Source organism: Xanthobacter sp. 91 (assembly GCF_000702385.1).
In the GTDB taxonomy this organism is placed as follows: Bacteria; Pseudomonadota; Alphaproteobacteria; order Rhizobiales; family Xanthobacteraceae; genus Xanthobacter; species Xanthobacter aminoxidans.
Window position 1 is genome coordinate 2,607,805 of record NZ_JNIB01000001.1, and the last position, 21,090, is coordinate 2,628,894.

Below are 21,090 nucleotides of genomic sequence, written 5' to 3' on the forward strand. Positions count from 1 at the left end.
AATGTCCTTTCTGTCCGGTGGTCCGGCTTCAGCCGTATTTGACGACGGTGGCGATCCCTTCCGAACCGGCTGCGAGAATACGCGGCATCCGGGCCGGCAGATCATTGAAGGCGACCTCCTCGGTGATGAGGGCATCGAGCCGGTCGTCGGCGAGGAGGTCCAGCGCCTTGAGCAGGCGGCGGCGACGGCTCCAGCGCGGGCGGCGGGCGGGGCTGACCGCGCCCACCTGCGAGGAGAGGATGGCGAGGCGCTTGTGATGGAAGCCGCCGCCCAGCGCCACATCCACCGGACGGTCGCCGTACCAGCTCATCTCGATCACGCGGCCCTCGTCGCCGCAGCAGGCGAGGCAGGTGTTGAGGCCCGCCGAGGAGCCGGAGGTGTGGAAGACGAGATCGGCATCAAGATCGGTCGGGCCGGGCTCGGCGGGCAGGAAACCGGCGCCGAACGTCGCGGCCACCGCCGCGCGGGCGGGATCGGTGTCCACCACCGTCACCTCGGCACCGGGCAGGCGGCCGCAGAGATAGGCGACCAGCAGGCCGACGAGCCCCGCGCCCACCACCACGATGCGGTCTCCGGGGCCGGCGCCGCCGTCCCACACCGCATTGAGGGCCGTCTCCATGTTGGCGGCGAGGGTGGCGCGCCGCGCCGGCACGGCATCGGGCACCGGGGCCAGCATCTCGGTGAGCGCGACGAAGCGCTCCTGATGAGGCGCAAGGGAGAACACGCGGCGGCCGAGAAGTTCGGGCGGCCCCACTTCCACCGCGCCGACGGCGCAATAGCCGTACTTCACCGGAAACGGGAACTCGCCCTCCTGCAACGGTGCGCGCATGCGCTTGCGGTGGACGGGATCGGCGAGCCCGGCGGCCACCAGCCGCTCGGTGCCGCGGCTGATCGCGCTGTATTCGGTGCGGACCTGCGCGGTCGCCTCGTCCACTGCCGGCAACACGCCGGGCCTCAGCTCGCTGACGCCGGGCGCGACGTACCAGAGGGCGCGGGCAAAAACCGAAGCGTGGCAAGTTGACGCAGGATGAACGGCCATGCTTTGGCTCTCGTATACGCTTGGGGTTTCGTCGCCGCGGGCCGCCGGCACCCAGGGAGCTATGCATGTCTTCAAGGTCCGGTCCACTGTCCACGCTTCCGGAAAAACCCGCACACGCGTCGGCCACGCTGACGCCGGCCCTGATCCAGCCGCTCTCAACGCTCCGGCGGCGCCGTCTGTTCATGCTGGTCGCAAATCTGGCGACGGTGGCCCTCGTCCTCGCGGGCATGGTGGCGCTGGGCGCCCATGACGGCTTCTCGCTGGTGGATGGGCTGCTGCTGGTCTGCGCGCTCGCCATCACGCCGTGGAATTCCATCGGCTTCTGGAATGCGGCGGTGGGTCTCTATCTGCTGCACGGGCGGCGCCGGGGCGTGGAGGCGGCCGCGCCGTTTCTGGCCCCGCCTCTGCCCGAGGGGCAGATCACCGCACGCACCGCCATCCTCCTCACCGTGCGCAATGAGGACCCGTCGCGGGCGCTGGCGCGGCTGAAGGCGGTGAAGGCCGACCTCGACCTCACCGGCCACGGCGGCGCCTTCGATTTCCATGTGCTCAGCGACACCTCGCGGCCGGAGATCGCCGCCGCCGAGGAGGCGCTGGTGGCGGCGTGGCGGGCGCAGGAGGGACCATCCCGCATCTTCTACCGCCGCCGCGCCGACAATGCCGGGTTCAAGGCCGGCAACATCCGCGCCTTCTGCACGGATGCGGGCGAGCGCTACGACTTCATGCTGCCGCTCGATGCCGACAGCCTGATGGGGGCGGACACCATCCTCTCCATGGTGCGCTTGATGGCGGCCTATCCGCGCCTCGGCATCCTGCAGAGCCTCGTGGTGGGGCTCCCCTCGCAGAGCGCGTTCGGGCGCATCTTCCAGTTCGGCATGCGGCACGGCATGCGCAGCTACACCCTCGGCGCGAGCTGGTGGGCGGGGGATTGCGGGCCGTTCTGGGGGCACAATGCAGTGATCCGCGTCGCCCCCTTCCGCGACGCCTGCCATCTGCCCGAGCTTCCCGGTGGCGCGCCGTTCGGCGGACCGGTGCTCTCCCACGATCAGGTGGAAGCGGTGCTCATGCGCCGCGCCGGCTACGAGGTGCGGGTGCTGCCGGTGGAGAGCGAGAGCTATGAGGAGAACCCGCCGGCCGCCACCGATTTCGTCGGCCGCGACCTGCGCTGGTGCCTCGGCAATCTCCAGTATCTGCGCCTGCTGACCGTTCCGGGCTTCGCAAGGAGCCTCCAGCCCATGAGCCGGTTCCAGCTCGTCTGGGCCATCCTGATGTTCGTGACGGTGCCGGCCCATCCGGCGCTGCTGGCGCTGCTGCCGCTGGCGGCGGCGGATGCGGGGCCGGCCTATCCCGCCGCGCTCGCTCTGGCGCTCTACGCCGGCATGATGGCGATGGCGCTCCTGCCCAAGCTCGCCGGCGTCGCCGACGTTTTGCTGACCTCGGGCGGCGTCGCCCGTTATGGCGGCGCACTGCGATTTGCGGCGTCCGTGGCGGTGGAGCTGGTGTTCTCCTTCCTGCTCAGCGCCATCACCGCCATGGCGGTGACGCTGGAGATGGTCCGCCTGCTGCTGGGCCGGGTGCGGGCCTCGTGGCGCGCGCAGGCGCGCGATGGCCACGGGGTGGACTTCGCCCATGCGGCCCGGGCGTTCTGGCCGCAGACGGTGTTCGGTCTCGCCGTTCTTGCCGCGCTGCTGGCGGTGCAGCCGGTGCTGGCGCTGTGGGCGTCGCCGGTTCTGGCGGGCTACGTGCTCGCCATTCCCTTCACCATGGCCACCGCCGATCCGCGTCTCGGCCGGCTGTGCGTGCGCCTCGGCCTGTGCGCTGTGCCGGAGGAGTTCCGCCCGAGCCGGGTGCAGCGCCTGCTCGCGGGCGAGAGCTTCGAGGCCCGCCGGGCGGCCTGATCTGAGACGGTGCAGAAACGAAAAGGCCGGGCGCGAGCCCGGCCTTTCCTGTTCCGTGCGATAGGGTGCGATCAGCGCCGGCCGAAGCCGCCGCCAAACCCGCCGCCGAAGCCACGACCACCGCCGAAGCCTCCGCCAAAGTGGTCTCCACCGCCCCAGCTGCCGCCGCCGCCGAAGCGATCGCCGCCGCCGAAGCCGCCGAAGTCGCGGTCGAAGCCGCCGGAGCCGAAGCTGTCGCCACGGCCATAGGCGTCGCCGCCGAAGCCGTCGCCGCCATAGCTCGACACCCGCTGGTTGCCCCAGGAGCGGGCCTGCTCCTCGTGATCGAGGCTGGAGGTGTCGCGGGTGGTGTTCTGCCAGCCGGAGGTGGTGTGCTGGCTCCAGCTGCCGTTGTCGTTGTGCTGGTAGACGTTGCCGTCGTGGTCCACCGCCACATGGCCGTTGTCCCAGGCCACCGCGTTACCGGTCTTGGCATTGCCGGCGACGCCGCGGCTGTTGACGTTCACGTTGCCGTGGTTGTCGGTCACGCCGGTCTGGGAGGCGTGATAGGTGCCGGTGGTGGGGTTGGCGCCGGCGGACTCACGCCCGGCGGCGGCATTGCCGGTATAGGCGTTGCCTTCCACCCCGGCGCGGCTTTCGCCGCGGGCGCCGGTGGTGGGGTTGTAGCGGGCGTTCTCCCGGCCGGCGGCATAATTGCCGGAATAGGGATTGAACGCGGCGGCCGAGCGACCGGCGAAGTTGGTGCCGTTGGCCGTGGTGCCGTGCCAGTCGCGGCCCGACCAGTCGGTGCCGTTCCAGGTGGTGCCCCAGGCGTGGTTGACGGTCGCGGCGCCGCCCCAGCGGCCATAGAGGTTGGTCTGGTTCAGGTTGGTGTAGCCCCAGTGGCCGCCCCACGGGCCGTAGGGTCCATAAGGTCCATAGGGGCCATAGGGATGCCAGTAGGGACCCCAATAGGGGTAGACCGCAGCGCCCCAGCCCCAGCCGGCGGCGAAGCCGAAGGCGAAGCCGGTGTCGAGGCCCAGCGCGAAGCCGGCGCCGACGCCGTAGGTGACCGGGCAGGAATACCAGTCGGCAAAGCCCACATAGCCGACGCAATTGTAGCCGGTGCCGTAGACCACCGTGCCGCCGGGCGCGACCACGACGCCCATGTAGCCGGGGGTATAGCCCACCACCACCGCGTCCGGCGTCGAGCCGTAGATGCGGACGTAGGTGACGTAGTGCATCGGCGAGGACACCGGGATGGTGTAGATCACGTCCGGCACCACGTCGGCGACCCGCCAGGGGCCGGCGGGATCGACGGCCACGAACCAGGCGCCGTTGTTGACCGCATAGAAGCGGTCGGGGGCGAGGCGGATCACCGGCGTTGCGGTGTTCACCGCATAGGCGAGTGCCGTGCCGCTGATGGGCTCGAACTTCGGCGCGCCCTCATAGGCGACCTTCAGCTCCACGCTGCGCTTCACGGTTGCCGTCTGCGGGATGGTGGCGGCGATGGCCGCTTCCTTCGCCTGCGGCGTGCCCGCGACCGAGACCAGCACGTTGGCCTTCGGATCGTTCGGCGAGATTTTCGAGAAGTCCTTGGGCAACGCGTTGCTGGCGACGAAGGCCCACGGCCCCTTGAGGTCGGGCGCCTTGAACCAGCGGCCCGAGATCAGGACGAAATAGGAATTGGAGGTGGTCTCCATGAACACCGCATGGTCGGCATTGTTCATGGTGAGCAGGTTGGTGCCCGCGACCGGGAGCATCTGCGGCTGGCCGTCGGTCTGGATCAGCTCGGACGGCTTGGTGACGGCGATGATGGCCGGGGCCGGGTTGATGGGCTTCTTGTCGTTGTTGAGCAGCGGATCGGCCGGGGTCTCGGCGATGGCGGCCTTGCCGGCGGAGGCGAGGGCATCGGAGACCTGGGGGGTGACGATCCACGTGCCGCCGAGGTTCGGCGTCTCATACCAGTGGCCGGCGGCTTCCAGATGATAGGTGCCGGCATCGTCCTTCAGCAGCAGCGGGCGGGTGTTGACGACCCGCTGGAAGCCGCTGACGCTCTTGATCGGGCGCAGCACCGGCTCGCCGGCGACCGGAACGAGGATCGTGGTCGTGGTGGCGAACAGGATCTGCGGCGGGGTGTTGTCCACCGGCTGGGTCTGGACCTTGGCCAGTTCCTGGTTCACCGCATAGCTCGCCTGGAGCTGGTCGAGCGGCACGGTCATGCCGTCGGGCGGCAGGCGGGTCTGGAGCGCCGAGCGGATTTCCCCCGCCTTGGCCGGCTCGGTGGGTACCTGCACGCCATCGATGGTGAAGGTGGCGAAATGGACGAGGCCGGCCGGCTTGTCGATGGCGACGCGGGTGGTGAACTTCACCATGCCGTAGGTGGGCGTCCCCGTCTTGACGCCGATGGCGACGGCGGCGCGGCCGGACATGGTGTCGCCGGTCCACACGTCGATCTGCGGCTGATAGAGCTGGAGGACCTGATTGTCGGGCAGGTCATAGACGCGCGGCCAGGTAGGCGGCGCGGAGGGCGTGGCTCCGGGCTGGGCCTGCGCCTGAGGTGTCGACTGGGGTTGCTGGGCGTCGGCCGTCGCGGTCCACAGCATCGCCGCTGCAACCAGCGCGGCGGCTGAGGCGCCGCTCCAAAGTCGCTTCATGAACTCCCTCCCTCCCGAAACACCGGGGCGCGCACACCTACCATGTTCGCAGTCGAACGTCAGCGTGGCCGCGCGGCACCTTCGGGTTGCGACGCGGGGCCGTGGCGCGTGAGGCATGAAGCTCAGCCAGCCCGGGCGCAGCTGCGCTGCCAGGAGAGGCGCGGTCCCTGCCACGACAGGCTGATGGCCTTGCGCGCCGGGCAGGCCCGCGTCGTAGCGTCTGCCCCGCCGCGATCCCAATAGTCGCGCCACTGGTAGGCGACGTTGCGTGCCACGGGCTGGTCCGCCTTCGCCATGGCGGGAGCGGCATCGCCGGGGAAGGCACGCACGAGGTCGCCGCCACCCCAGGCAGCGATGGCGATGAAGGTGGTGGCGGCAGCCGCGATCAGGGATGAGGTCTTCATGGCAGGGTCCGGGGCAGCTCTTTGTTCGACGTCGCGTGGCCGGCTTAGAACGCCGGACCGAGGCAGGTCGTCCCCTCAATGGAGGATGTTTTCATCCTGCTTGTACGACGCCGGGGCTGAACCCGTGCCGACACGGGCCTTTACCTTCTGTTCATCTTTTCGCGAGCGCGGCACGCGATGCTGCGTCGCCGCACGTCAAAAAGGTGGGCGGGAGCGGCTCCGATTTGAAATTCCAGTCTTGATCTCTGCCGTTAGCCGGAGTTCGCTTGGGCTGCGGCGCGCCTTCAATGCGCCGCGGGGGAGCCGGATCCGCCCGGTTTCGATCGGCCTTGGCGGTGAATTCGGCCCCTGAACCTGTGCTGGATGCGTGCCAACTGCCCGGTCGCGACGGGCGGAGGCGCGCGGGGGGAGACTGGGCAATGAACAAATACGTCGCCGAGTTCATCGGAACCGCGGTACTCGTCCTTTTCGGCTGCGGCTCCGCCGTGCTCACCGGCTACGGCTCCGCGCCCATCGGGATGCTCGCCATCGCCTTCGCCTTCGGCCTTGCCGTGACCTCCATGGCCTACGGCATCGGCCATGTATCCGGCTGCCACATCAATCCCGCCGTCACCATCGGCGTCTGGGCCGCCGGCCGCATCCCCACCTCCGAAGTGCCGAAATACTGGATCGCCCAGATCCTGGGCGGCATCGCCGGCGCCGCCATCCTGTTCATGATCGCTTCCGGCAAGCTGGCCGGCTTCGATGTGAAGACCGCGGGTCTCGGCCAGAACGGCTGGGGTGAGGGCTATATCGGCGGCTACGGCCTCGGCGCCGCGATCCTCGCCGAACTGGTGGGCACCTTCGTGTTCCTGGTGGTGATCCTCGGCTCCACCTCCAAGGCCGGCATCACCCAGGCGGCGGGTCTCGCCATCGGCCTGTCGTTGGTGATGATCCACATCGTCTTCATCCCCGTCACCGGCGTGTCGGTGAACCCCGCCCGCTCCATCGGCCCGGCCCTGTTCGCGGGCGGCAAGGCCATCTCGCAGCTCTGGCTGTTCATCGTGGTGCCGCTGGTGGGCGCCTATCTCGCCGGCCTTCTGTTCAAGCTGAAGGTGCTCGAGGACTGAGGCTCCGTCGGCAGGACGCATAAAAAGGGGGCGCGCCGGCAAGGCGCGCCCCCTTTCCGTTTGCCGGGTCGGGGCTCCCGGCAAACCCCCGCTCCGGGATCACGTCACTCGGCGGCGACAGGGCCCGCCGGGTTCTTCTGCTGCTGCGCCGTCTCCGCCGCCTTGGTCCGGGTCTCGTGCTCCAGCGCCGCCTTCACGCCCGCCCCGTACTCCGGGTGGACCTTGGTGAAGAGGGCGATCTGCCGGTCGGCGATCTCCTGCGGAATGCCGTACATGGCCGCCGCGAGGTTGCTGAAGAGCCGCTGGCGCTGGCCGGCGTCGAACAGCTCGAACAGGGCGCGCGGCTGGGAGAAGTCGTCATTGCCGATGCGGTGGCTGTAGCGCTCGGCATCGCCCGAGATCTTCAGCGGCGGCTCGGCATATTTGGCGTCCTCGGCGGCGCCGTTGAACGAGTTGGGCTCGTAATAGGCGTCGGTATTCCCGGTCATCTGCGGGAAGAACCGCATGGCGCCGTCCTTGTGGTAGTGGTGCACCGGGCACTTGGCGGCGTTCACCGGCAGGTGCTCGTAATGCGTGCCCAGGCGATAACGGTGGGCATCCGCATAGGAGAAGATGCGGGCCTGCAGCATCTTGTCCGGCGAGAAGGAGATGCCGGGCACGATGTTGGACGGCGAGAAGGCCGCCTGCTCGATCTCGTTGAAATAGTTCTCCGGATTGCGATTCAGCTCCATGACGCCGATGTCGATGGGCGGATACTCGCCGTGCGGCCACACCTTGGTGAGGTCGAACGGATTGTAGGAGGTCTTCTCCGCATCCAGCTCCGGCATCACCTGCACCTGCACTTTCCACTTGGGGAATTCGCCGCGCTCGATGGCGGTGAACAGGTCCTCCTGCGTGGATTCGCGGGTGCGGCCGACCACCTCGGTGGCCTCGCCATTGGTCCAGTGCTTGTGGCCCTGCAGGGTCTTGAAGTGGAACTTCACCCAGAAGCGCTCGCCCGCCTCGTTGATGAAGGAATAGGTGTGCGAGCCGTAGCCGTTCATGTTCCTGACGCCCACGGGCAGGCCGCGGTCGGAGAACAGGATCGTCACCTGGTGCAGGCTCTCCGGGGAGAGGGACCAGAAGTCCCACATGGCGGTGGGCGAGCGCAGATTGGTCTTGGGGTGGCGCTTCTGGGTGTGGATGAAGTCCGGGAACTTGTAGGCGTCGCGGACGAAGAAGACCGGTGTGTTGTTCCCCACGAGGTCCCAGTTGCCCTCGGGCGTGTAGAACTTAAGCGCGAAGCCGCGCACGTCGCGCTCGGCATCCGCCGCGCCGAGTTCGCCGGCCACCGTGGAGAAGCGGGCGATCATCGGCGTCTGCGCGCCGGGCTGGAGGGCCTTCGCCTTGGTGTATTTCGAGATGTCGCCGGTGATGGTCAACGTGCCGTGGGCGCCCCAGCCCTTGGCGTGCACCACGCGCTCGGGAATGCGCTCGCGGTTCTGGTGGGCGAGCTTCTCCAGGAGCTGGTAGTCCTGCATCAGCACCGGACCGTGCGGACCGGCGGTGAGCGAATTCTGGTTGTCGGCGATGGGATTGCCGGCGGTGGTGGTGAGGGTGGGTCGCGTCATGAAGGGCTCCCTGCTTGGATTCGCGCCGTGACGGCTGCGGGTCATCCGGGGCGCAGGATGGCCGTGAGTTGGAATAAGCACAAATCAGATTGCATTGAGTTTTCGATAAGGTAATCTTATCACGTGCTCTCCACCCGTCAGCTCCGCTACTTCGATGCCCTCGCCCGCCACCGCCATTTCGGCCGTGCGGCGGAGGAATGCGCCGTCACCCAGCCGGCCCTCTCCATGCAGATTCGCGAGATGGAGGAGGCGCTCGGCGTGCGCCTTGTCGAGCGGGGGCGCAGCGGTGTGCGGCTGACGCCGGTGGGCGAGGAGGCGGCCTCCCGCGCCCGCGGCGTGCTCGCGGCCCTTGCCGACATGGAGCGCACCATCCGCGATCGCGGGCGCCTGCTGGAAGGGCGGATGCGGCTCGGCGTCATCCCGTCCATCGCGCCCTATCTCCTACCGCGCCTGTTGCCGGAGATGGCGGGGCGCTGGCCGGGCGTCGAGATCGCGCTCCGGGAGAGCCAGACCGAGCAATTGGTGAACGACCTCGCCCATGGCGACCTCGACCTCGTCATCCTTTCCCTGCCGGTGGAGCACCCGGCGCTGGAGACCAAGGCGCTGTTCGAGGACCCGTTCCTGCTCGCCGTTCCCGAAAGCTCGGCGGATTTTCCGGGCGAGACCGCCGCCGCCGAGGACATCCTCGCCGCCGACCTCCTGCTGCTGGAGGACGGCCACTGCTTCCGCGACCAGGCGCTCAACGTCTGCCGCAAGGTGGATGCGCGCCAGCTGCGGCGCTTCGGCGCCTCCAGCCTGTCCACGCTGGCCCAGCTGGTCGCCAACGGGCAGGGCGTGACGCTGCTGCCGCAGATGTTCGTTGCATCCGAGGGCGGGCGCATCCCGCGCGTGCGGCTGCTGCGCTTTCCCGATCCCGCTCCGTCGCGCACCATCGGCCTCGTCTGGCGGCGCACTTTGCCGTTCCGGGACGACGTGGAGCAGGTCGCCGCCATGGTCCGGGCCTGCCGCCCGGCTGTGCAAGACGGCGAAGACCGGCGCTCTGCCTTGCTTTGACCCGCGTTCGCGGCTAAGCCCCGCGCAAAGACGGGGATCCTATGGCTCAGGACGGACTTTCCTACCGCGACGCGGGCGTGGACATCGATGCGGGCAACCGGCTCGTCGATCTCATCAAGCCGCTGGTGAAGGCCACCGCCCGGCCGGGCGCCGACGCGGACATCGGCGGCTTCGGCGGCGTGTTCGACCTGAAGGCGGCGGGATTCGCCGATCCCCTCCTCATCGCCACCACCGACGGCGTGGGCACCAAGCTCAAGATCGCCATCGATACCGGCGTGCACGACACCATCGGCATCGACCTCGTGGCCATGTGCGTTAACGATCTCGTGGTGCAGGGCGCCGAGCCGCTGCTGTTCCTCGATTATTTCGCCACCGGCCGCCTCGCGCCGGATGTGGGCGCCCATATCGTCGCGGGCATCGCGCGGGCATGCAAGGCAGCCGGCTGCGCCCTCATCGGCGGCGAGACGGCCGAGATGCCGGGCATGTACCGCGACGGCGACTATGACCTCGCCGGCTTCTCCCTCGGTGCCGTCGAGCGCACCGAGCTGCTGCCGCGCAAGGATGTGGGGCCGGGCGACGTGATCCTCGGCCTCGCCTCGGACGGCGTGCATTCCAACGGCTATTCGCTGGTGCGCCGCATCGTCGAGCGTTCCGGCCTCGCGTGGACCGACGAGGCCCCCTTCCACAAGGGTCAGAACCTCGGCACCGCGCTCCTCACGCCGACCCGGCTCTATGTGAAGAGCGTGCTCTCCGTCATCCGCGCGACCGGCGCGGTGAAGGCCCTCGCCCATGTCACCGGCGGCGGCATCACCGAGAACCTGCCGCGCGTGCTGCCGGCCGGGACCATCGCCCGCATCGACCTTTCCAACCTCATCGTTCCTCCGGTCTTCCGCTGGCTGGCCAGCGTCGGCGCGGTGGCGCCGGAAGAGATGCTGCGCGCCTTCAACTGCGGCGTCGGCATGGCCGTGGTGGTGCCGGTGGAGCGCGAGGAAGAGGTGGCCGACGCCTTCGCCGCCGCGGGCGAGACGGTGATCCGCCTCGGCGTCATCGAGCCCGGCGCCGGCGCGGCCCATGTGGTCTACGACGGGGCCGCCGACTTCGGGTTCGCGTCATGAGCGAGGCGGCGCCGAAACGCACCGCGATCCTCATCTCCGGTCGCGGCTCCAACATGGCGGCTTTGGTGACGGCCGCCGAGGCGCCGGATTTTCCGGCCGAGATCGCGCTGGTCCTTTCCAACCGCGAGGACGCCGCCGGCCTCGACTTCGCCAAGGAGCACGGCGTGCCGACCCTCGTGCTGTCGCACAAGGGCTATTCCGACCGCCTCGCCTTCGACGCCGCCCTTGACGCCTATCTGAAGGCAGAGGGCATCGAGATCGTCTGCCTCGCCGGCTTCATGCGCCTGCTCACGCCCTGGCTGGTGGAGCGCTGGCGCAACCGGATGATCAACGTCCACCCCTCGCTCTTGCCGAGCTTCAAGGGCCTGCACACCCATGAGCGGGCGCTGGAGGCGGGGGTGCGGTTCCACGGCTGCACCGTCCATTTCGTGCGCGCCGAGATGGATGAGGGGCCGATCATTCTCCAGGCCGCCGTGCCGGTGGAAGCCGACGACACGCCGGACGTCCTCGCCGCCCGCGTGCTGGCGCAGGAGCACGTGATCTATCCCAAGGGGCTGGAGCTTCTGGCCGCCGGCCGGCTGAAGGTCGCCGACGAGCGGGTGGAGATCACCGGCGCCAAAGGCGGGCTGCCGCCGCTGGTTTCGCCGGGGGTGTGAGGGCAGCCCTCGTGCTCCGGACGCATGGAGCGTCAGCGGAATGCGAGCCGGAGCCCAGCGCAAAAGACCGCCGCAGGCGCTTCCTGATGTGCGATACCCAGGCATTGCCCCGCTGCGCGGGAGTGTTGCGCTAGCCCCCGGATCAGCAGCTCCGGCTGCGCCGTCGCTTGTCCGGGGAACTGACCTCGTGCCTGTTCTCGCTCCACGGCGCTGGCGTTTCGTTGCAGTCGGCCGGGCGTGAGAGTCTCACGCCCCGACCTTCACCACCCGCACCTTGTTGTCATGAAACGCCGCGCCGCCCACCGGCGCCACCGGGTCGGCGCCTGTCAGCGTGTTGATGCCGTGCCCGCCGCGATGGGCGCCGGCCGGCTGGATCTGCTCGGAGACGACGACCCCGCGCCGCAGCCCGTCGAACAGGCGGACGCGCAGTTCCACCCGCCCGCGCGGGTTCTCCACTGCCACGAGATCGTCCTCGGCCACACCCAGCGCCGCTGCGTCCTCGGGATGGACCAGCAAAGAGGGCGCGCCCTCCTTCTCCTGCGAGGTGGGGGTCTCGGTGAAGGAGGAGTTGAGGAAGTTGCGGGCCGGCGCGGTGACGAGCCGGAAGGGATGGTCTGCATCCGCCTCCTCGATCACCGCCCAATGGTCGGGCAAAGCCGGCATGTCCGCCACCGGGCCGAACTTGCCGGGCGCGGGGAATGCGAGGTTCGCCCAGTCCACCGCCAGGTGGAAGCGCTTGTCGCGGTGGGCGAAGCCGTCGAGGAAATGGGCGGCGCGGAAGTCTTGGCCCACGTCCATGAAGCGGGCGTCTTCCAGCGCTTCTACCGGGCCACGACCGCTCTCGCGCAGGGTCCAGTCGATCAGCTCGCGGGCGGTCATGGTGAAGCCGGGGTGCTCGGCGCCGAGGCGTGAGGCCAGGGCGCAGATCACGTCATGGTTGGTTCGGCATTCACCCGGCGGCTCGACGATCTTGGTGCCGATCTGGATGTGGGGATGCCCGCCCGCGCCATAGATGTCGTCATGCTCGGTGAACATGGTGGCGGGCAGCACGATGTCGGCCATCTTCGCCGTGTCGGTCATGAACTGCTCGTGGACCGCGACGAACAGGTCGTCCCGCGCGAAGCCGCGCTTCACCTTCTCCTGCTCGGGGGCGACGGCGACCGGATTGGTGTTCTGGATGAACAGCGCCGCCACCTTGCCGCCGCCCGCCAGCGCATCTTCCTCGCCCATCAGGATGGGGCCGATGCGGGACTGGTCGAGGGCGCGCACGGTGGGATCGAGTCGGTCCAGCCCCTCGATCATCTTCTTGCGCCAGCCATAGGTGCCGGACATGGAGTGCAGCGCGCCGCCGCCCAGATGCTGCCAGCTTCCGGCCACCACCGGGATGGACGCCACGGAGTGCATGTTCACCGCGCCGTTGCGGCTGCGGGAGAAGCCATAGCCGATGCGGAAATAGGAGGCCGGCGTCGTGCCCACGAGCCGCGCATAGGCCTCGATCTCGTCCACCGGCAGGCCGCAGAGCGCGGAGGCCCATTCGGGCGTGCGGGTGGCGAGATGCGCCTCCAGCGCGGCGGCGTCGCGGGCGTAGGCGTCCATATAGGCACGATCCGCGAGGCCGTCGCGGAACAGCACGTGCATCACCGCGCAGGCCAGCGCGCCATCGGTGCCGGGGCGGATGAGGAGGGGGATGTCCGCCTGCTCCATGGTGGGGGTGCGATAGACATCCACCACCGCGATCTTGGCGCCGTGCTTCTTCCGGGCGTGGATGGCGTGGGTCATCACGTTGACCTGCGTGGACACCGCATTGGTGCCCCACAGGGTGATGAGGCCGGAAGAGGCCATCTCGCTCGGGTCCACGCCGGAGATCTGACCGGCGCCGGCCATGTAGCCGCTCCAGGCGGGATTGACGCAGATGGACGCGAAGAAGCGCGAATAGCGCTTCACATGGGTCAACCGGTTGATGCCGTCGCGCATCACGAGGCCCATGGTGCCAGCGTAATAGTACGGCCAGACGGACTCCGCCCCGTGCTCGCGCTCGGCCTTCAGCAGGCCTTCGGCCACCCGGTCCAGCGCCTCGTCCCACGAAATGCGGGTGAACTGGCCGGAGCCCTTGGGGCCGGTGCGCAGCAGGGGATGGGTCAGCCGGTCCGGATGGTTCGCCCGCTCGGCGTAGCGGGCGACCTTCGCGCAGATGACGCCGGCGGTATAGCGCTGGTCCTTGGAGCCATGCACCCGGCCAATGCGGCCGTCGGCCATCACGTCCACCTTCAGGGCGCAGACGGACGGGCAGTCATGGGGACAGACGGACGGGTGGGTCGCAACCGGGCTGTGGGCGGCATGCGAAACGGTCGGGGCATGGACGTTCATGGCCCCGAGACAATAAAGGGGGCGACGCGTTCCGTCGCCCCCCTTTTCAGGTCTTACGTTAGGAGAGGCTCAGGCGCCGTGCCCGGCCTCGGCGGCGCGCTCACGCTCCCGGTTGCGCAGGACGTAGCCGAGCCCCAGCACGAAGAGGGCTCCGATGGTGCTGGCCACGTAGTGGGGCAGGGCGGCCGGGTGGAGCCCGTTCTCCGCCACCTTCACCAGCGCCGGGTTGATGTGCTGCAGGTAGCTGAGCGCCATCACGTCGCCCACCAGCATCTCCCCCGCGATCCAGCCGAGCAGCGCCGCGCCGGCCCAGATGAGGATGGGGAAGCGCGTGAGCAGCGAGAGAAGCAGCTGGGAGCCGAAGACGATGAGCGGAATGGTCAGCAGCAGGCCGAACACGAACAATTCCCAGTGCCCGCGTGCGGCGGCGGCGATGGCCACCACATTGTCGAGGCTCATGACCGCGTCGGCGATGGCGATGGTGCGCACCGCCTTCCACAGGCTGTCCGAAGCGGCCACCTCGTGGGCATCGCCGCCATTGTCGGTGACGAGCTTGATGGCGATCCAGAACAGCAGGAGGCCGCCCACCACCTTCAGGAACGGCACGCCGAGCAAGTAGGACACCGCCAGCGCGAACAGGATGCGCAGGCCAACCGCCGCGCCAGCCCCGAGCAGGATGCCCCATTTGCGCTGTTTCGCCGGCAGCGAGCGGCAGGCCAGCGCGATCACCACCGCATTGTCGCCGGACAGGAGCAGGTCGATCCAGATGATCTGCAGGAGGGCGACCCAGAAGGTCGGCGCGGTGAAATCCATCGTCCACTCCATGGGGTGCAGGCGGGTGATGCGGGCGGGGCCCTCGGGTTTGGGCACGCCGCAGTTATTATTACGTTACGTCATGTTGATGACGCAGCAGAACTTCCGTTACGTCAATTAAGGGGCAGAAAAAAGGGGCCGGATGCGGCCCCTTTCGTCTCGATCGTCTCAGGCTGCGAGGTCGTCGTGGGCGTGCGCGCGCCGACCCTTGTACCAGCGCAGGGCCAGCGCGAGACCGACCACAAGCGCGGCGCCTCCAGCCGAAACGATGCGGTGGAGGTGATGGGTGGTCTCTTCGCCCAGGCGCTCGATGATGGCCACATCGCCGAGCAGCATGTCGCCGGCGACCCAGCCGAGCAGCGCCGCGCCGGCCCAGACCAGCAGCGGGAAGCGGTTGATGAGGGCCATCACCAGCGAGGAGCCGGCGATGATGAGCGGAATGGAGATGGCGAGGCCGAAGACCAGCAGGAACCAGTTGCCGTCGGCGATGGCGGCCACGGCCACCACGTTGTCGAGGCTCATGACGATGTCGGCCACCGCCACCGTGCCCACGGCCTTCCAGAGGTTGTCGCTGGATTGAATGGCCTCTTCGCCGCCTTCGTCAGGACTGGCGAGATCCACCGCGATCCACATGAGGGCGAGGGAGCCCACGAGCTTCAGCCACGGCAGGGCCAGAAGTGTCGCGACGATGCCGGTGAAGATGATGCGCAGGCCGACGGCCACGCCAGCACCGAGGATGATGCCCGTACGGCGCACCTTCTCCGGCAATGAGCGGCAGGCGAGGGCGATCACCACCGCGTTGTCGCCGGACAACAGGACGTTGATCCATATGATCTGCAGCAGTGCCAGCCAGAGCACTGGTGAATCGAGCGACATGATCCCTACCCCGGGCCATTAGAGCGTCAGCGTCACCGCCAGATTGTATTCTGCGTCTGGTGCGCCGTATTTTGGATTTTGACGCTACGTTATTCTGCCGGAAGGGAACGCTCAACAAAAACCGGACGCCGCGGCGCACAAATTCGATCGCGCGCCGCGGAATCCTAATCAAATACCAGTTCAGCCGACGATTTCATTGCCGGAGAAGAACTGGGCGATCTCCACCTTCGCATTGTCGGTGCTGTCGGAGCCGTGGGCGGAATTCGCCTCGATGGACTCGGCGAACAGCTTGCGGATGGTGCCCTCGGCGGCGTTCGCCGGGTTGGTGGCGCCCATCACTTCGCGGTACTTGGCGACGGCGTTCTCGCCTTCGAGAACCTGCACCACCACCGGGCCGGAGGTCATGAAGGCCACGAGGTCGCCGAAGAAGGGGCGCTCCTTGTGGACGGCGTAGAAGGTCTCGGCCTCCTCGCGCGTCATGCGGATGCGCTTCTGGGCCACGATCTTGAGGCCTGCATTCTCGATGACGGCATTGATGGCGCCGGTGAGGTTCCGACGCGTGGCGTCGGGCTTGATGATCGAGAAAGTGCGCTCGATCGCCATGGGGGACCGTCCTGTCTGTTCATGGAAAAGGAATGCCGCGAGCATCCCGCGGATGGCGCGGCTCTTAGCAGGGGGGCGCCCAAGGGGCAAGGGAAGGGGCGAAATGCCCCGCCCTCAGCGGTCCTTCAGCACCCCGTCGATGGCCCGCTCCACCGCGGCGGAGGCATCGAACGCCACCGGCACGCCGAGCACCCGCGGCCAGAACAACGGCTCCTTGATGGCCCCCAGGAATTGCGCCGCCGCCAGCTGCGGATCGCTGGTGGCGAGGCGGCCTTCCCCGGCGAGGGTGGCGAAATAGGCGCCGAGGCCCTTCAGCGCCGGCTCCTTGCCCACGGCGAAATAGGCTTGCGACAGTTCGGGAAAGCGCGGCGCCTCGGCGATCACCAGCCGCAGCAGCGGCACGACGTCCGGCCGCTCCCAATGCTCGGTGAGGCGCCCCACATACGCGCGCAATACCGCTCGGGGATCGCCGGCGGTGTCGCCGGGCAGCATGGGCGCGCGGGTGAAGTGGGACCAGGCGTCGTCGATGACCGCGGCAAACAGCTCGGCCTTGCCGGGAAAGTGCTGGTAGAGCGTGCGCTTGGAAACGGGGGCGGCCGCTGCGACGGCGTCCATGGAGGTGCCCTCATAGCCGCGCTCCAGAAACAGCCGGCGCGCGGCGGCGCGGATGCGCGGCACGGTGGTGCGGCGGTCGCGCCCCGTGCGGGCGTCAGCCGGTGCGAAATCGGTCGCGGCGCCCGGCACGGGCGGAGGGGAGGGACTGTCGCTTGACATAAGTACACTATACGGTGTAGTTTACATTCATGGCCAGCGCGGGTCCGCCTGGCTGTACCCTTCTTTCCCCTTCATATGAGGTCCCCCATGGACCATCGCTCCCTCGGTCGCTCGGGTCTGTCCGTGTCCGCCATCGGTCTCGGCTGCATGGGCATGTCTGAATTCTATGGGCCGAGCGACGACGAACAGTCGCTCGCGACCCTAGCAGCCGCTCTCGACCTCGGCATAAATTTCTTCGACACGGCCGACATGTACGGCGTCGGCCACAACGAGCGCCTGCTCGGCCGCTTCCTGAAAGGGCGGCGCGACAGGATCATCCTCGCCACCAAGTTCGGCAATGTGCGCGGCCCCAATGGCGAGCGCCTCGGCGTCTCCGGCACGCCGGACTATGTGCGCTCCGCCTGCGACGCCAGCCTCGAACGGCTCGGCATCGACACCATCGACCTCTATTACCAGCATCGCGTGGACCCCAAGACACCCATCGAGGAGACGGTGGGCGCCATGAAGGGGCTGGTGGAGGCCGGCAAGGTGCGCTTCCTCGGCCTCTCCGAATGCTCGGTGGCGACGCTGCGCAAGGCACACGCGGTGCATCCCATCTCCGCGGTGCAGATCGAATACTCCCTGTGGAGCCGTGATCCCGAAGAGGACATGCTGGCGGCCTGCCGCGAGCTTGGCGTCGCCTTCGTCGCCTATTCCCCGCTCGGCCGCTCCTTCCTGACCGGTGCGGTGACGAGCCCCGACACGCTCGCCGCCGACGATTTCCGCCGCGCCAATCCCCGCTTCAGCGGCGATGCGCTCAAGGCCAACCTCACGCTGGTGGAGGCGCTCAAGGACTTCGCCGCAGGGAAGGGGGCGACCAGTGCGCAGATCGCTTTGGCCTGGATCCTCAACAAGCAGGACAACGTGATCCCGATCCCCGGGACGCGGCGGCAGAAGTATCTGGAGGAGAACGTGGCTGCGACCCGCATCCGCCTCTCGCCGGAGGAGGTCGCCACCCTCGACGCGCTCTTCGCACCCGAGGCCGTGGCCGGCACCCGCTATCCCGAGGCCGCCATGGCGATGCTGAATCTCTGACGCCGGACGTCTGATCCGCCCGCGATTTCTGAAGGCCCGCGACCTGTTCGCGGGCCTTTCCTATTCCCATGGGGAAAGTTTCTGGGCGGCGGGCGCGCCGGGAGGTTCACAGTCCCGATTTCACATGCTAGACATGGTGCATGTGAATATAACATTTCATCATTTGTGAAATGTGAAATCGGGAGCACGTTCCATGATCACCCGCCGCGCCCTCCTCGCCACCGCGCTCGCCGGCGCGGCCGCGGCCCCGTTCGGCGCCGCGCCGTCGCTGGCCCAGCAGGGGCCGAACACGCTGCTGAACGTCTCCTACGACATCTCCCGTGAGCTGTTCACGGCCATCAATGCCGAGTTCATCCCGTTCTGGAAGGAGAAGACCGGCCAGCAGCTGACGGTGAACCAGAGCCACGCCGGCTCCTCGCGGCAGGCCCGCGCGGTCATCGAGGGGCTGGAGGCGGATGTGGTCACCTTCAACCAGGTGATCGACGTGGATACGCTCGCCAAGGCCGGCTATGTGGCCAAGGACTGGGCGAAGAAATTCCCCAATTCCGCCTCGCCCTATTATTCCTTCCCGGCCTTCCTCGTGCGCGCGGGCAACCCGAAGAACATCAAGGACTGGTCCGACCTCGTCCGCGACGACGTGAAGGTGATCTTCCCGAACCCCAAGACCTCGGGCAATGCGCGCTACACCTATCTCGCCGCCTATGCCTATGCGCTGGAGCAGAACAAGGGCGACGCCGCCAAGGCGGACGCCTTCGTGAAGAAGCTGCTCGCCAACGTCCCGGTGTTCGACACCGGCGGCCGCGCGGCCACCACCACCTTCGTGGAGCGTGACACCGGCGACGTGCTGGTGACCTTCGAGGCCGAGACCCGCACCATCGAGGGGCTCTATCCCGACAAGAAGCTCCTCACGGTCGTGCCATCCGTGAGCCTTCTCGCCGAGTTCCCGGTGGCGGTGGTGGACAAGGTGGTGGACAAGCGCGGCTCCCGCGCCTCCGCCACGGCCTATCTCGAGTTCCTCTATTCTCCGGCCGGGCAGACGGTGGCGGCCAAGGCCTTCCACCGGGTGGTGGACCCCAAGGTGGTCGAGGAATTCAAGGGCCAGTTCCCGCCCATCCGCCTCGTGAAGGTGGAGGACGTGTTCGGCGGGTGGGAGAAGGTGCAGGCCACCCATTTCGCTTCCGGCGGCAAGCTCGACAGCCTGTTCGTGGGCAAATGACCGTGTGACGCGTCGGGCGCGGGGCGCGGGGCGCGGGGCGCGGGGCTCGGGGCGTGTCGCATTCCCGCCAGTCCGGCAATTCGCGCCGGCGTCCCTCGGGGGCGCCGGCGTTTCTGCATCTGCTATTCCCTTGAACGGCCGAAGCTTTCCGATGGCTTTGATGGGACGGCATGCAATTTGAATGGCTCCAGGGAACGCCCACCGAGCCGCGAGCCGTCATGTCCGAAGCCGCCGAAGTCGAAGTCCTCGATATCCCGCAGGTCTACACCCACCACGTCTTCTGCTGCTTCACCCAGCGGCCGCCGATGCATCCGCGCGGCTCCTGCGGGGCCAACGGTGCGCAGCCCTTGTGGGAGCGTCTGGGCAAGAAGCTGGAAGCCTCCGGCCGCCGCGACATCGCCATGACCTCCGCCGGCTGCCTGAGCTTCTGTCAGGCGGGGCCGATCATGGTCGTCTATCCCCAGGGCATCTGGTACACGCCCAAGACCCCCGAGGACATCGACGAGATCGTCACCGAGCATCTCCTCGGCGGCAAGCCGGTGGAGCGGCTCATCATCGTTCCCCGCATCTGAAAAGTCTGCGGGCAACGTCCTCACTGCTGTCATCGCCCGCCTTGTGCGGGCGATCCACGGTCGGGCCGGGACGGCTTTCCGGCAATCCGGACAAGCGGAGAGGTGGATCCCCCGGACGAGCCGGGGGATGACGGCTAATCACATCGAAGGCCGCGCCTCACGCCTTGGCGGGATCGGCGAGGCGGAAGGTGAGGCGCACGCAGGTGCCGCGATCGCGCGGGTCGAATGTCGGCTCGCAGCCGAGCTTCATGGACATGGCCTTGACGATGCGGTTGCCGAGGCCCGTGGACTTCGCGGGCTTTTCCGGGGAGATACCGGCGCCGTCGTCTTCCACGGTGAAGTCGAGCCGGTCGCCCATGCGCTTCAGCTTCACCCGCACCGGCCCCTCGCCGTCGGGATAGGCGTATTTCATGGCATTGATGACGAGTTCGGTGGCGATGATGCCCAGGGCCACGCCACGATCGGGGTCAATGTGGATGGGGTCCGCATCATAGGTGAGGGTGATGCCGCCGTGCTCGCGGTGCGCCGACACCTGAAGGTCGTCCAGCAGCGAGCCGATATACTGGTCGAGGGCGACGGTGGCGATCTGGTCGGAGGTGTAGAGGCGCCGGTGCACCTGCGCGACGGCGGAGACGCGGTTGCGGGCGGAATTCAGCGCTTCCTTCACCCGCGGCTCATCGGTGGCGCCGGCCTGCACGTTGAGCAGCGAGACGATGATCTGCAGCGAGTTGCCGACGCGGTGGTTCATCTCGCGCAGCAGCAGCGCCCGCTCGGCAGCCAGAGCCTCGAACCGGTCGCGGGCGGCGCGGATCTCGGCCTCCGCCGCCTCGTGGGCGCGGCGCATGCGCACCTGCTCCACCGCCAGCACGAACGCGGCGCGCAGCAGTTCGATGAAGTCGGCCTGCACCTCCTTCACCACATAGTCGGCCGCGCCCGCCTTGAGGGCGGCGACGGCGAGGCGCCCGTCCTGCGCGCCGGTGACGTAGACCACCGGCGGGGCGTTCTCGAGGGCGCGGATGGCGCGCAGGGTGGTCATGCCGTCCTGGCCGGGCATGTAGTGGTCGAGGGCGACCACGTCGAACCGCTCGGTGCCGAGCCGGGCCAGCCCGTCTTCGCCCGAGAAGGCCGGAACCACCTCGAACCCGAGCCGGCCGAGCTGGCGCTGCACCAGCCGCCCGAGGGCGGGGTCGTCGTCCACATAGAGCACGCGCAGCGGCGGCGGCGGAGCGGATGCCGCGTCCAGTTGGGTTGCCAGAGGGTCGGACACGGCGCATT

General features: G+C 68.4%; 18 protein-coding genes. 8 read left to right on the forward strand and 10 right to left on the reverse strand.

All coding sequences use genetic code 11. The annotated features are described in order from the left end of the window. Nucleotides 1-28: 28 nt before the first annotated feature. Nucleotides 29-1,039, reverse strand: a complete 1,011-nt coding sequence (locus A37E_RS0112330) for a zinc-binding alcohol dehydrogenase (protein WP_029556866.1) — start codon at nt 1,037-1,039, stop codon at nt 29-31. A gap of 65 nt (nt 1,040-1,104) precedes the next feature. Here A37E_RS0112330 and mdoH point away from each other — a divergent pair, with 65 nt between their 5' ends. Further along, nucleotides 1,105-2,937 (forward strand): glucans biosynthesis glucosyltransferase MdoH, encoded by a 1,833-nt coding sequence (gene mdoH, locus A37E_RS0112335; protein WP_029556867.1) that lies wholly within the window; start codon nt 1,105-1,107, stop codon nt 2,935-2,937. 71 nt (nt 2,938-3,008) lie between these two features. Here mdoH and A37E_RS0112340 read toward each other — a convergent pair whose 3' ends face one another. Beyond that, nucleotides 3,009-5,573 carry a hypothetical protein gene (locus tag A37E_RS0112340; protein WP_029556868.1) on the reverse strand — a complete coding sequence of 855 codons (2,565 nt, stop codon included), beginning with the start codon at nt 5,571-5,573 and terminating at the stop codon, nt 3,009-3,011. 122 nt (nt 5,574-5,695) lie between these two features. After that, nucleotides 5,696-5,977 carry a hypothetical protein gene (locus A37E_RS0112345; protein ID WP_029556869.1) on the reverse strand — a complete coding sequence of 94 codons (282 nt, stop codon included), beginning with the start codon at nt 5,975-5,977 and terminating at the stop codon, nt 5,696-5,698. Nucleotides 5,978-6,396: 419 nt separating this feature from the next. Here A37E_RS0112345 and aqpZ point away from each other — a divergent pair, with 419 nt between their 5' ends. Beyond that, nucleotides 6,397-7,086 (forward strand): aquaporin Z, encoded by a 690-nt coding sequence (gene aqpZ, locus A37E_RS0112350; RefSeq protein ID WP_029556870.1) that lies wholly within the window; start codon nt 6,397-6,399, stop codon nt 7,084-7,086. A gap of 104 nt (nt 7,087-7,190) precedes the next feature. Here the strand turns inward: aqpZ and A37E_RS0112355 are convergent, their stop codons facing one another. Then, on the reverse strand, nt 7,191-8,696 hold the full coding sequence (locus A37E_RS0112355) for a catalase (RefSeq protein ID WP_029556871.1): 1,506 nt from the start codon (nt 8,694-8,696) through the stop codon (nt 7,191-7,193). Between the two features lie 123 nt (nt 8,697-8,819). On the opposite strand from A37E_RS0112355, the gene A37E_RS0112360 reads away from it, so the two are divergent. From A37E_RS0112360 to purN, 3 genes are read left to right on the forward strand one after another with little or no spacing between them, the layout of a single operon-like run. Further along, complete coding sequence (locus tag A37E_RS0112360) at nt 8,820-9,749, forward strand: hydrogen peroxide-inducible genes activator (RefSeq protein ID WP_029556872.1); 930 nt, start codon at nt 8,820-8,822, stop codon at nt 9,747-9,749. 41 nt (nt 9,750-9,790) lie between these two features. Further along, nucleotides 9,791-10,864, forward strand: coding sequence for a phosphoribosylformylglycinamidine cyclo-ligase (gene purM, locus A37E_RS0112365; RefSeq protein ID WP_029556873.1), 1,074 nt, complete (start codon nt 9,791-9,793; stop codon nt 10,862-10,864). Then, on the forward strand, nt 10,861-11,520 hold the full coding sequence (purN, locus tag A37E_RS0112370; protein WP_029556874.1) for a phosphoribosylglycinamide formyltransferase: 660 nt from the start codon (nt 10,861-10,863) through the stop codon (nt 11,518-11,520). The genes purM and purN overlap by 4 nt, the downstream gene beginning before the upstream one ends. Before the next feature lie 246 nt (nt 11,521-11,766). Here the strand turns inward: purN and A37E_RS0112375 are convergent, their stop codons facing one another. The 5 genes from A37E_RS0112375 to A37E_RS0112395 all read right to left on the reverse strand — a co-directional run bounded on the left by A37E_RS0112375 (nt 11,767) and on the right by A37E_RS0112395 (nt 16,953). Further along, nucleotides 11,767-13,887, reverse strand: a complete 2,121-nt coding sequence (locus A37E_RS0112375) for a molybdopterin oxidoreductase family protein (RefSeq protein WP_051678976.1) — start codon at nt 13,885-13,887, stop codon at nt 11,767-11,769. Between the two features lie 69 nt (nt 13,888-13,956). Further along, entirely contained in the window at nt 13,957-14,700 is a 744-nt protein-coding gene (locus A37E_RS0112380; RefSeq protein WP_029556876.1) for a TerC family protein, read from the reverse strand. A 168-nt stretch (nt 14,701-14,868) separates the two neighbouring features. Then, nucleotides 14,869-15,576: a TerC family protein gene (locus A37E_RS0112385; RefSeq protein WP_029556877.1), complete on the reverse strand. Its 708-nt coding sequence runs from the start codon at nt 15,574-15,576 to the stop codon at nt 14,869-14,871. A gap of 180 nt (nt 15,577-15,756) precedes the next feature. Further along, entirely contained in the window at nt 15,757-16,179 is a 423-nt protein-coding gene (gene ndk / locus A37E_RS0112390; protein ID WP_024277270.1) for a nucleoside-diphosphate kinase, read from the reverse strand. 114 nt (nt 16,180-16,293) lie between these two features. Further along, nucleotides 16,294-16,953 (reverse strand): TetR/AcrR family transcriptional regulator, encoded by a 660-nt coding sequence (locus A37E_RS0112395; protein ID WP_051678977.1) that lies wholly within the window; start codon nt 16,951-16,953, stop codon nt 16,294-16,296. Nucleotides 16,954-17,040: 87 nt separating this feature from the next. On the opposite strand from A37E_RS0112395, the gene A37E_RS0112400 reads away from it, so the two are divergent. The 3 genes from A37E_RS0112400 to A37E_RS0112410 all read left to right on the forward strand — a co-directional run bounded on the left by A37E_RS0112400 (nt 17,041) and on the right by A37E_RS0112410 (nt 19,815). Next, nucleotides 17,041-18,027, forward strand: coding sequence for an aldo/keto reductase (locus A37E_RS0112400; protein WP_029556879.1), 987 nt, complete (start codon nt 17,041-17,043; stop codon nt 18,025-18,027). Nucleotides 18,028-18,220: 193 nt separating this feature from the next. Beyond that, nucleotides 18,221-19,243, forward strand: coding sequence for a sulfate ABC transporter substrate-binding protein (locus A37E_RS0112405; protein ID WP_029556880.1), 1,023 nt, complete (start codon nt 18,221-18,223; stop codon nt 19,241-19,243). 218 nt (nt 19,244-19,461) lie between these two features. Then, the gene (locus A37E_RS0112410) at nt 19,462-19,815 is read left to right on the forward strand and encodes a (2Fe-2S) ferredoxin domain-containing protein (RefSeq protein ID WP_029556881.1); all 354 of its coding nucleotides are present in this window, start codon (nt 19,462-19,464) and stop codon (nt 19,813-19,815) included. A 157-nt stretch (nt 19,816-19,972) separates the two neighbouring features. On the opposite strand, the gene A37E_RS0112415 is transcribed toward A37E_RS0112410, so the two are convergent. Further along, the gene (locus A37E_RS0112415) at nt 19,973-21,082 is read right to left on the reverse strand and encodes a histidine kinase dimerization/phosphoacceptor domain -containing protein (RefSeq protein WP_245279323.1); all 1,110 of its coding nucleotides are present in this window, start codon (nt 21,080-21,082) and stop codon (nt 19,973-19,975) included. Nucleotides 21,083-21,090: the final 8 nt, after the last annotated feature.

What these genes read in the sequence shown, in the direction of transcription:
- A37E_RS0112395 (WP_051678977.1), bottom strand. Translation starts at nt 16,953, where the DNA reads ATGTCAAGCGACAGTCCCTCCCCTCCGCCCGTGCCGGGCGCCGCGACC.
- ndk (WP_024277270.1), bottom strand. Translation starts at nt 16,179, where the DNA reads ATGGCGATCGAGCGCACTTTCTCGATCATCAAGCCCGACGCCACGCGT.
- aqpZ (WP_029556870.1), top strand. Translation starts at nt 6,397, where the DNA reads ATGAACAAATACGTCGCCGAGTTCATCGGAACCGCGGTACTCGTCCTT.
- A37E_RS0112345 (WP_029556869.1), bottom strand. Translation starts at nt 5,977, where the DNA reads ATGAAGACCTCATCCCTGATCGCGGCTGCCGCCACCACCTTCATCGCC.
- A37E_RS0112355 (WP_029556871.1), bottom strand. Translation starts at nt 8,696, where the DNA reads ATGACGCGACCCACCCTCACCACCACCGCCGGCAATCCCATCGCCGAC.
- A37E_RS0112400 (WP_029556879.1), top strand. Translation starts at nt 17,041, where the DNA reads ATGGACCATCGCTCCCTCGGTCGCTCGGGTCTGTCCGTGTCCGCCATC.
- A37E_RS0112340 (WP_029556868.1), bottom strand. Translation starts at nt 5,573, where the DNA reads ATGAAGCGACTTTGGAGCGGCGCCTCAGCCGCCGCGCTGGTTGCAGCG.
- A37E_RS0112405 (WP_029556880.1), top strand. Translation starts at nt 18,221, where the DNA reads ATGATCACCCGCCGCGCCCTCCTCGCCACCGCGCTCGCCGGCGCGGCC.
- mdoH (WP_029556867.1), top strand. Translation starts at nt 1,105, where the DNA reads ATGTCTTCAAGGTCCGGTCCACTGTCCACGCTTCCGGAAAAACCCGCA.
- A37E_RS0112380 (WP_029556876.1), bottom strand. Translation starts at nt 14,700, where the DNA reads ATGGATTTCACCGCGCCGACCTTCTGGGTCGCCCTCCTGCAGATCATC.
- purM (WP_029556873.1), top strand. Translation starts at nt 9,791, where the DNA reads ATGGCTCAGGACGGACTTTCCTACCGCGACGCGGGCGTGGACATCGAT.
- purN (WP_029556874.1), top strand. Translation starts at nt 10,861, where the DNA reads ATGAGCGAGGCGGCGCCGAAACGCACCGCGATCCTCATCTCCGGTCGC.
- A37E_RS0112375 (WP_051678976.1), bottom strand. Translation starts at nt 13,887, where the DNA reads ATGAACGTCCATGCCCCGACCGTTTCGCATGCCGCCCACAGCCCGGTT.
- A37E_RS0112330 (WP_029556866.1), bottom strand. Translation starts at nt 1,039, where the DNA reads ATGGCCGTTCATCCTGCGTCAACTTGCCACGCTTCGGTTTTTGCCCGC.
- A37E_RS0112410 (WP_029556881.1), top strand. Translation starts at nt 19,462, where the DNA reads ATGTCCGAAGCCGCCGAAGTCGAAGTCCTCGATATCCCGCAGGTCTAC.
- A37E_RS0112385 (WP_029556877.1), bottom strand. Translation starts at nt 15,576, where the DNA reads ATGTCGCTCGATTCACCAGTGCTCTGGCTGGCACTGCTGCAGATCATA.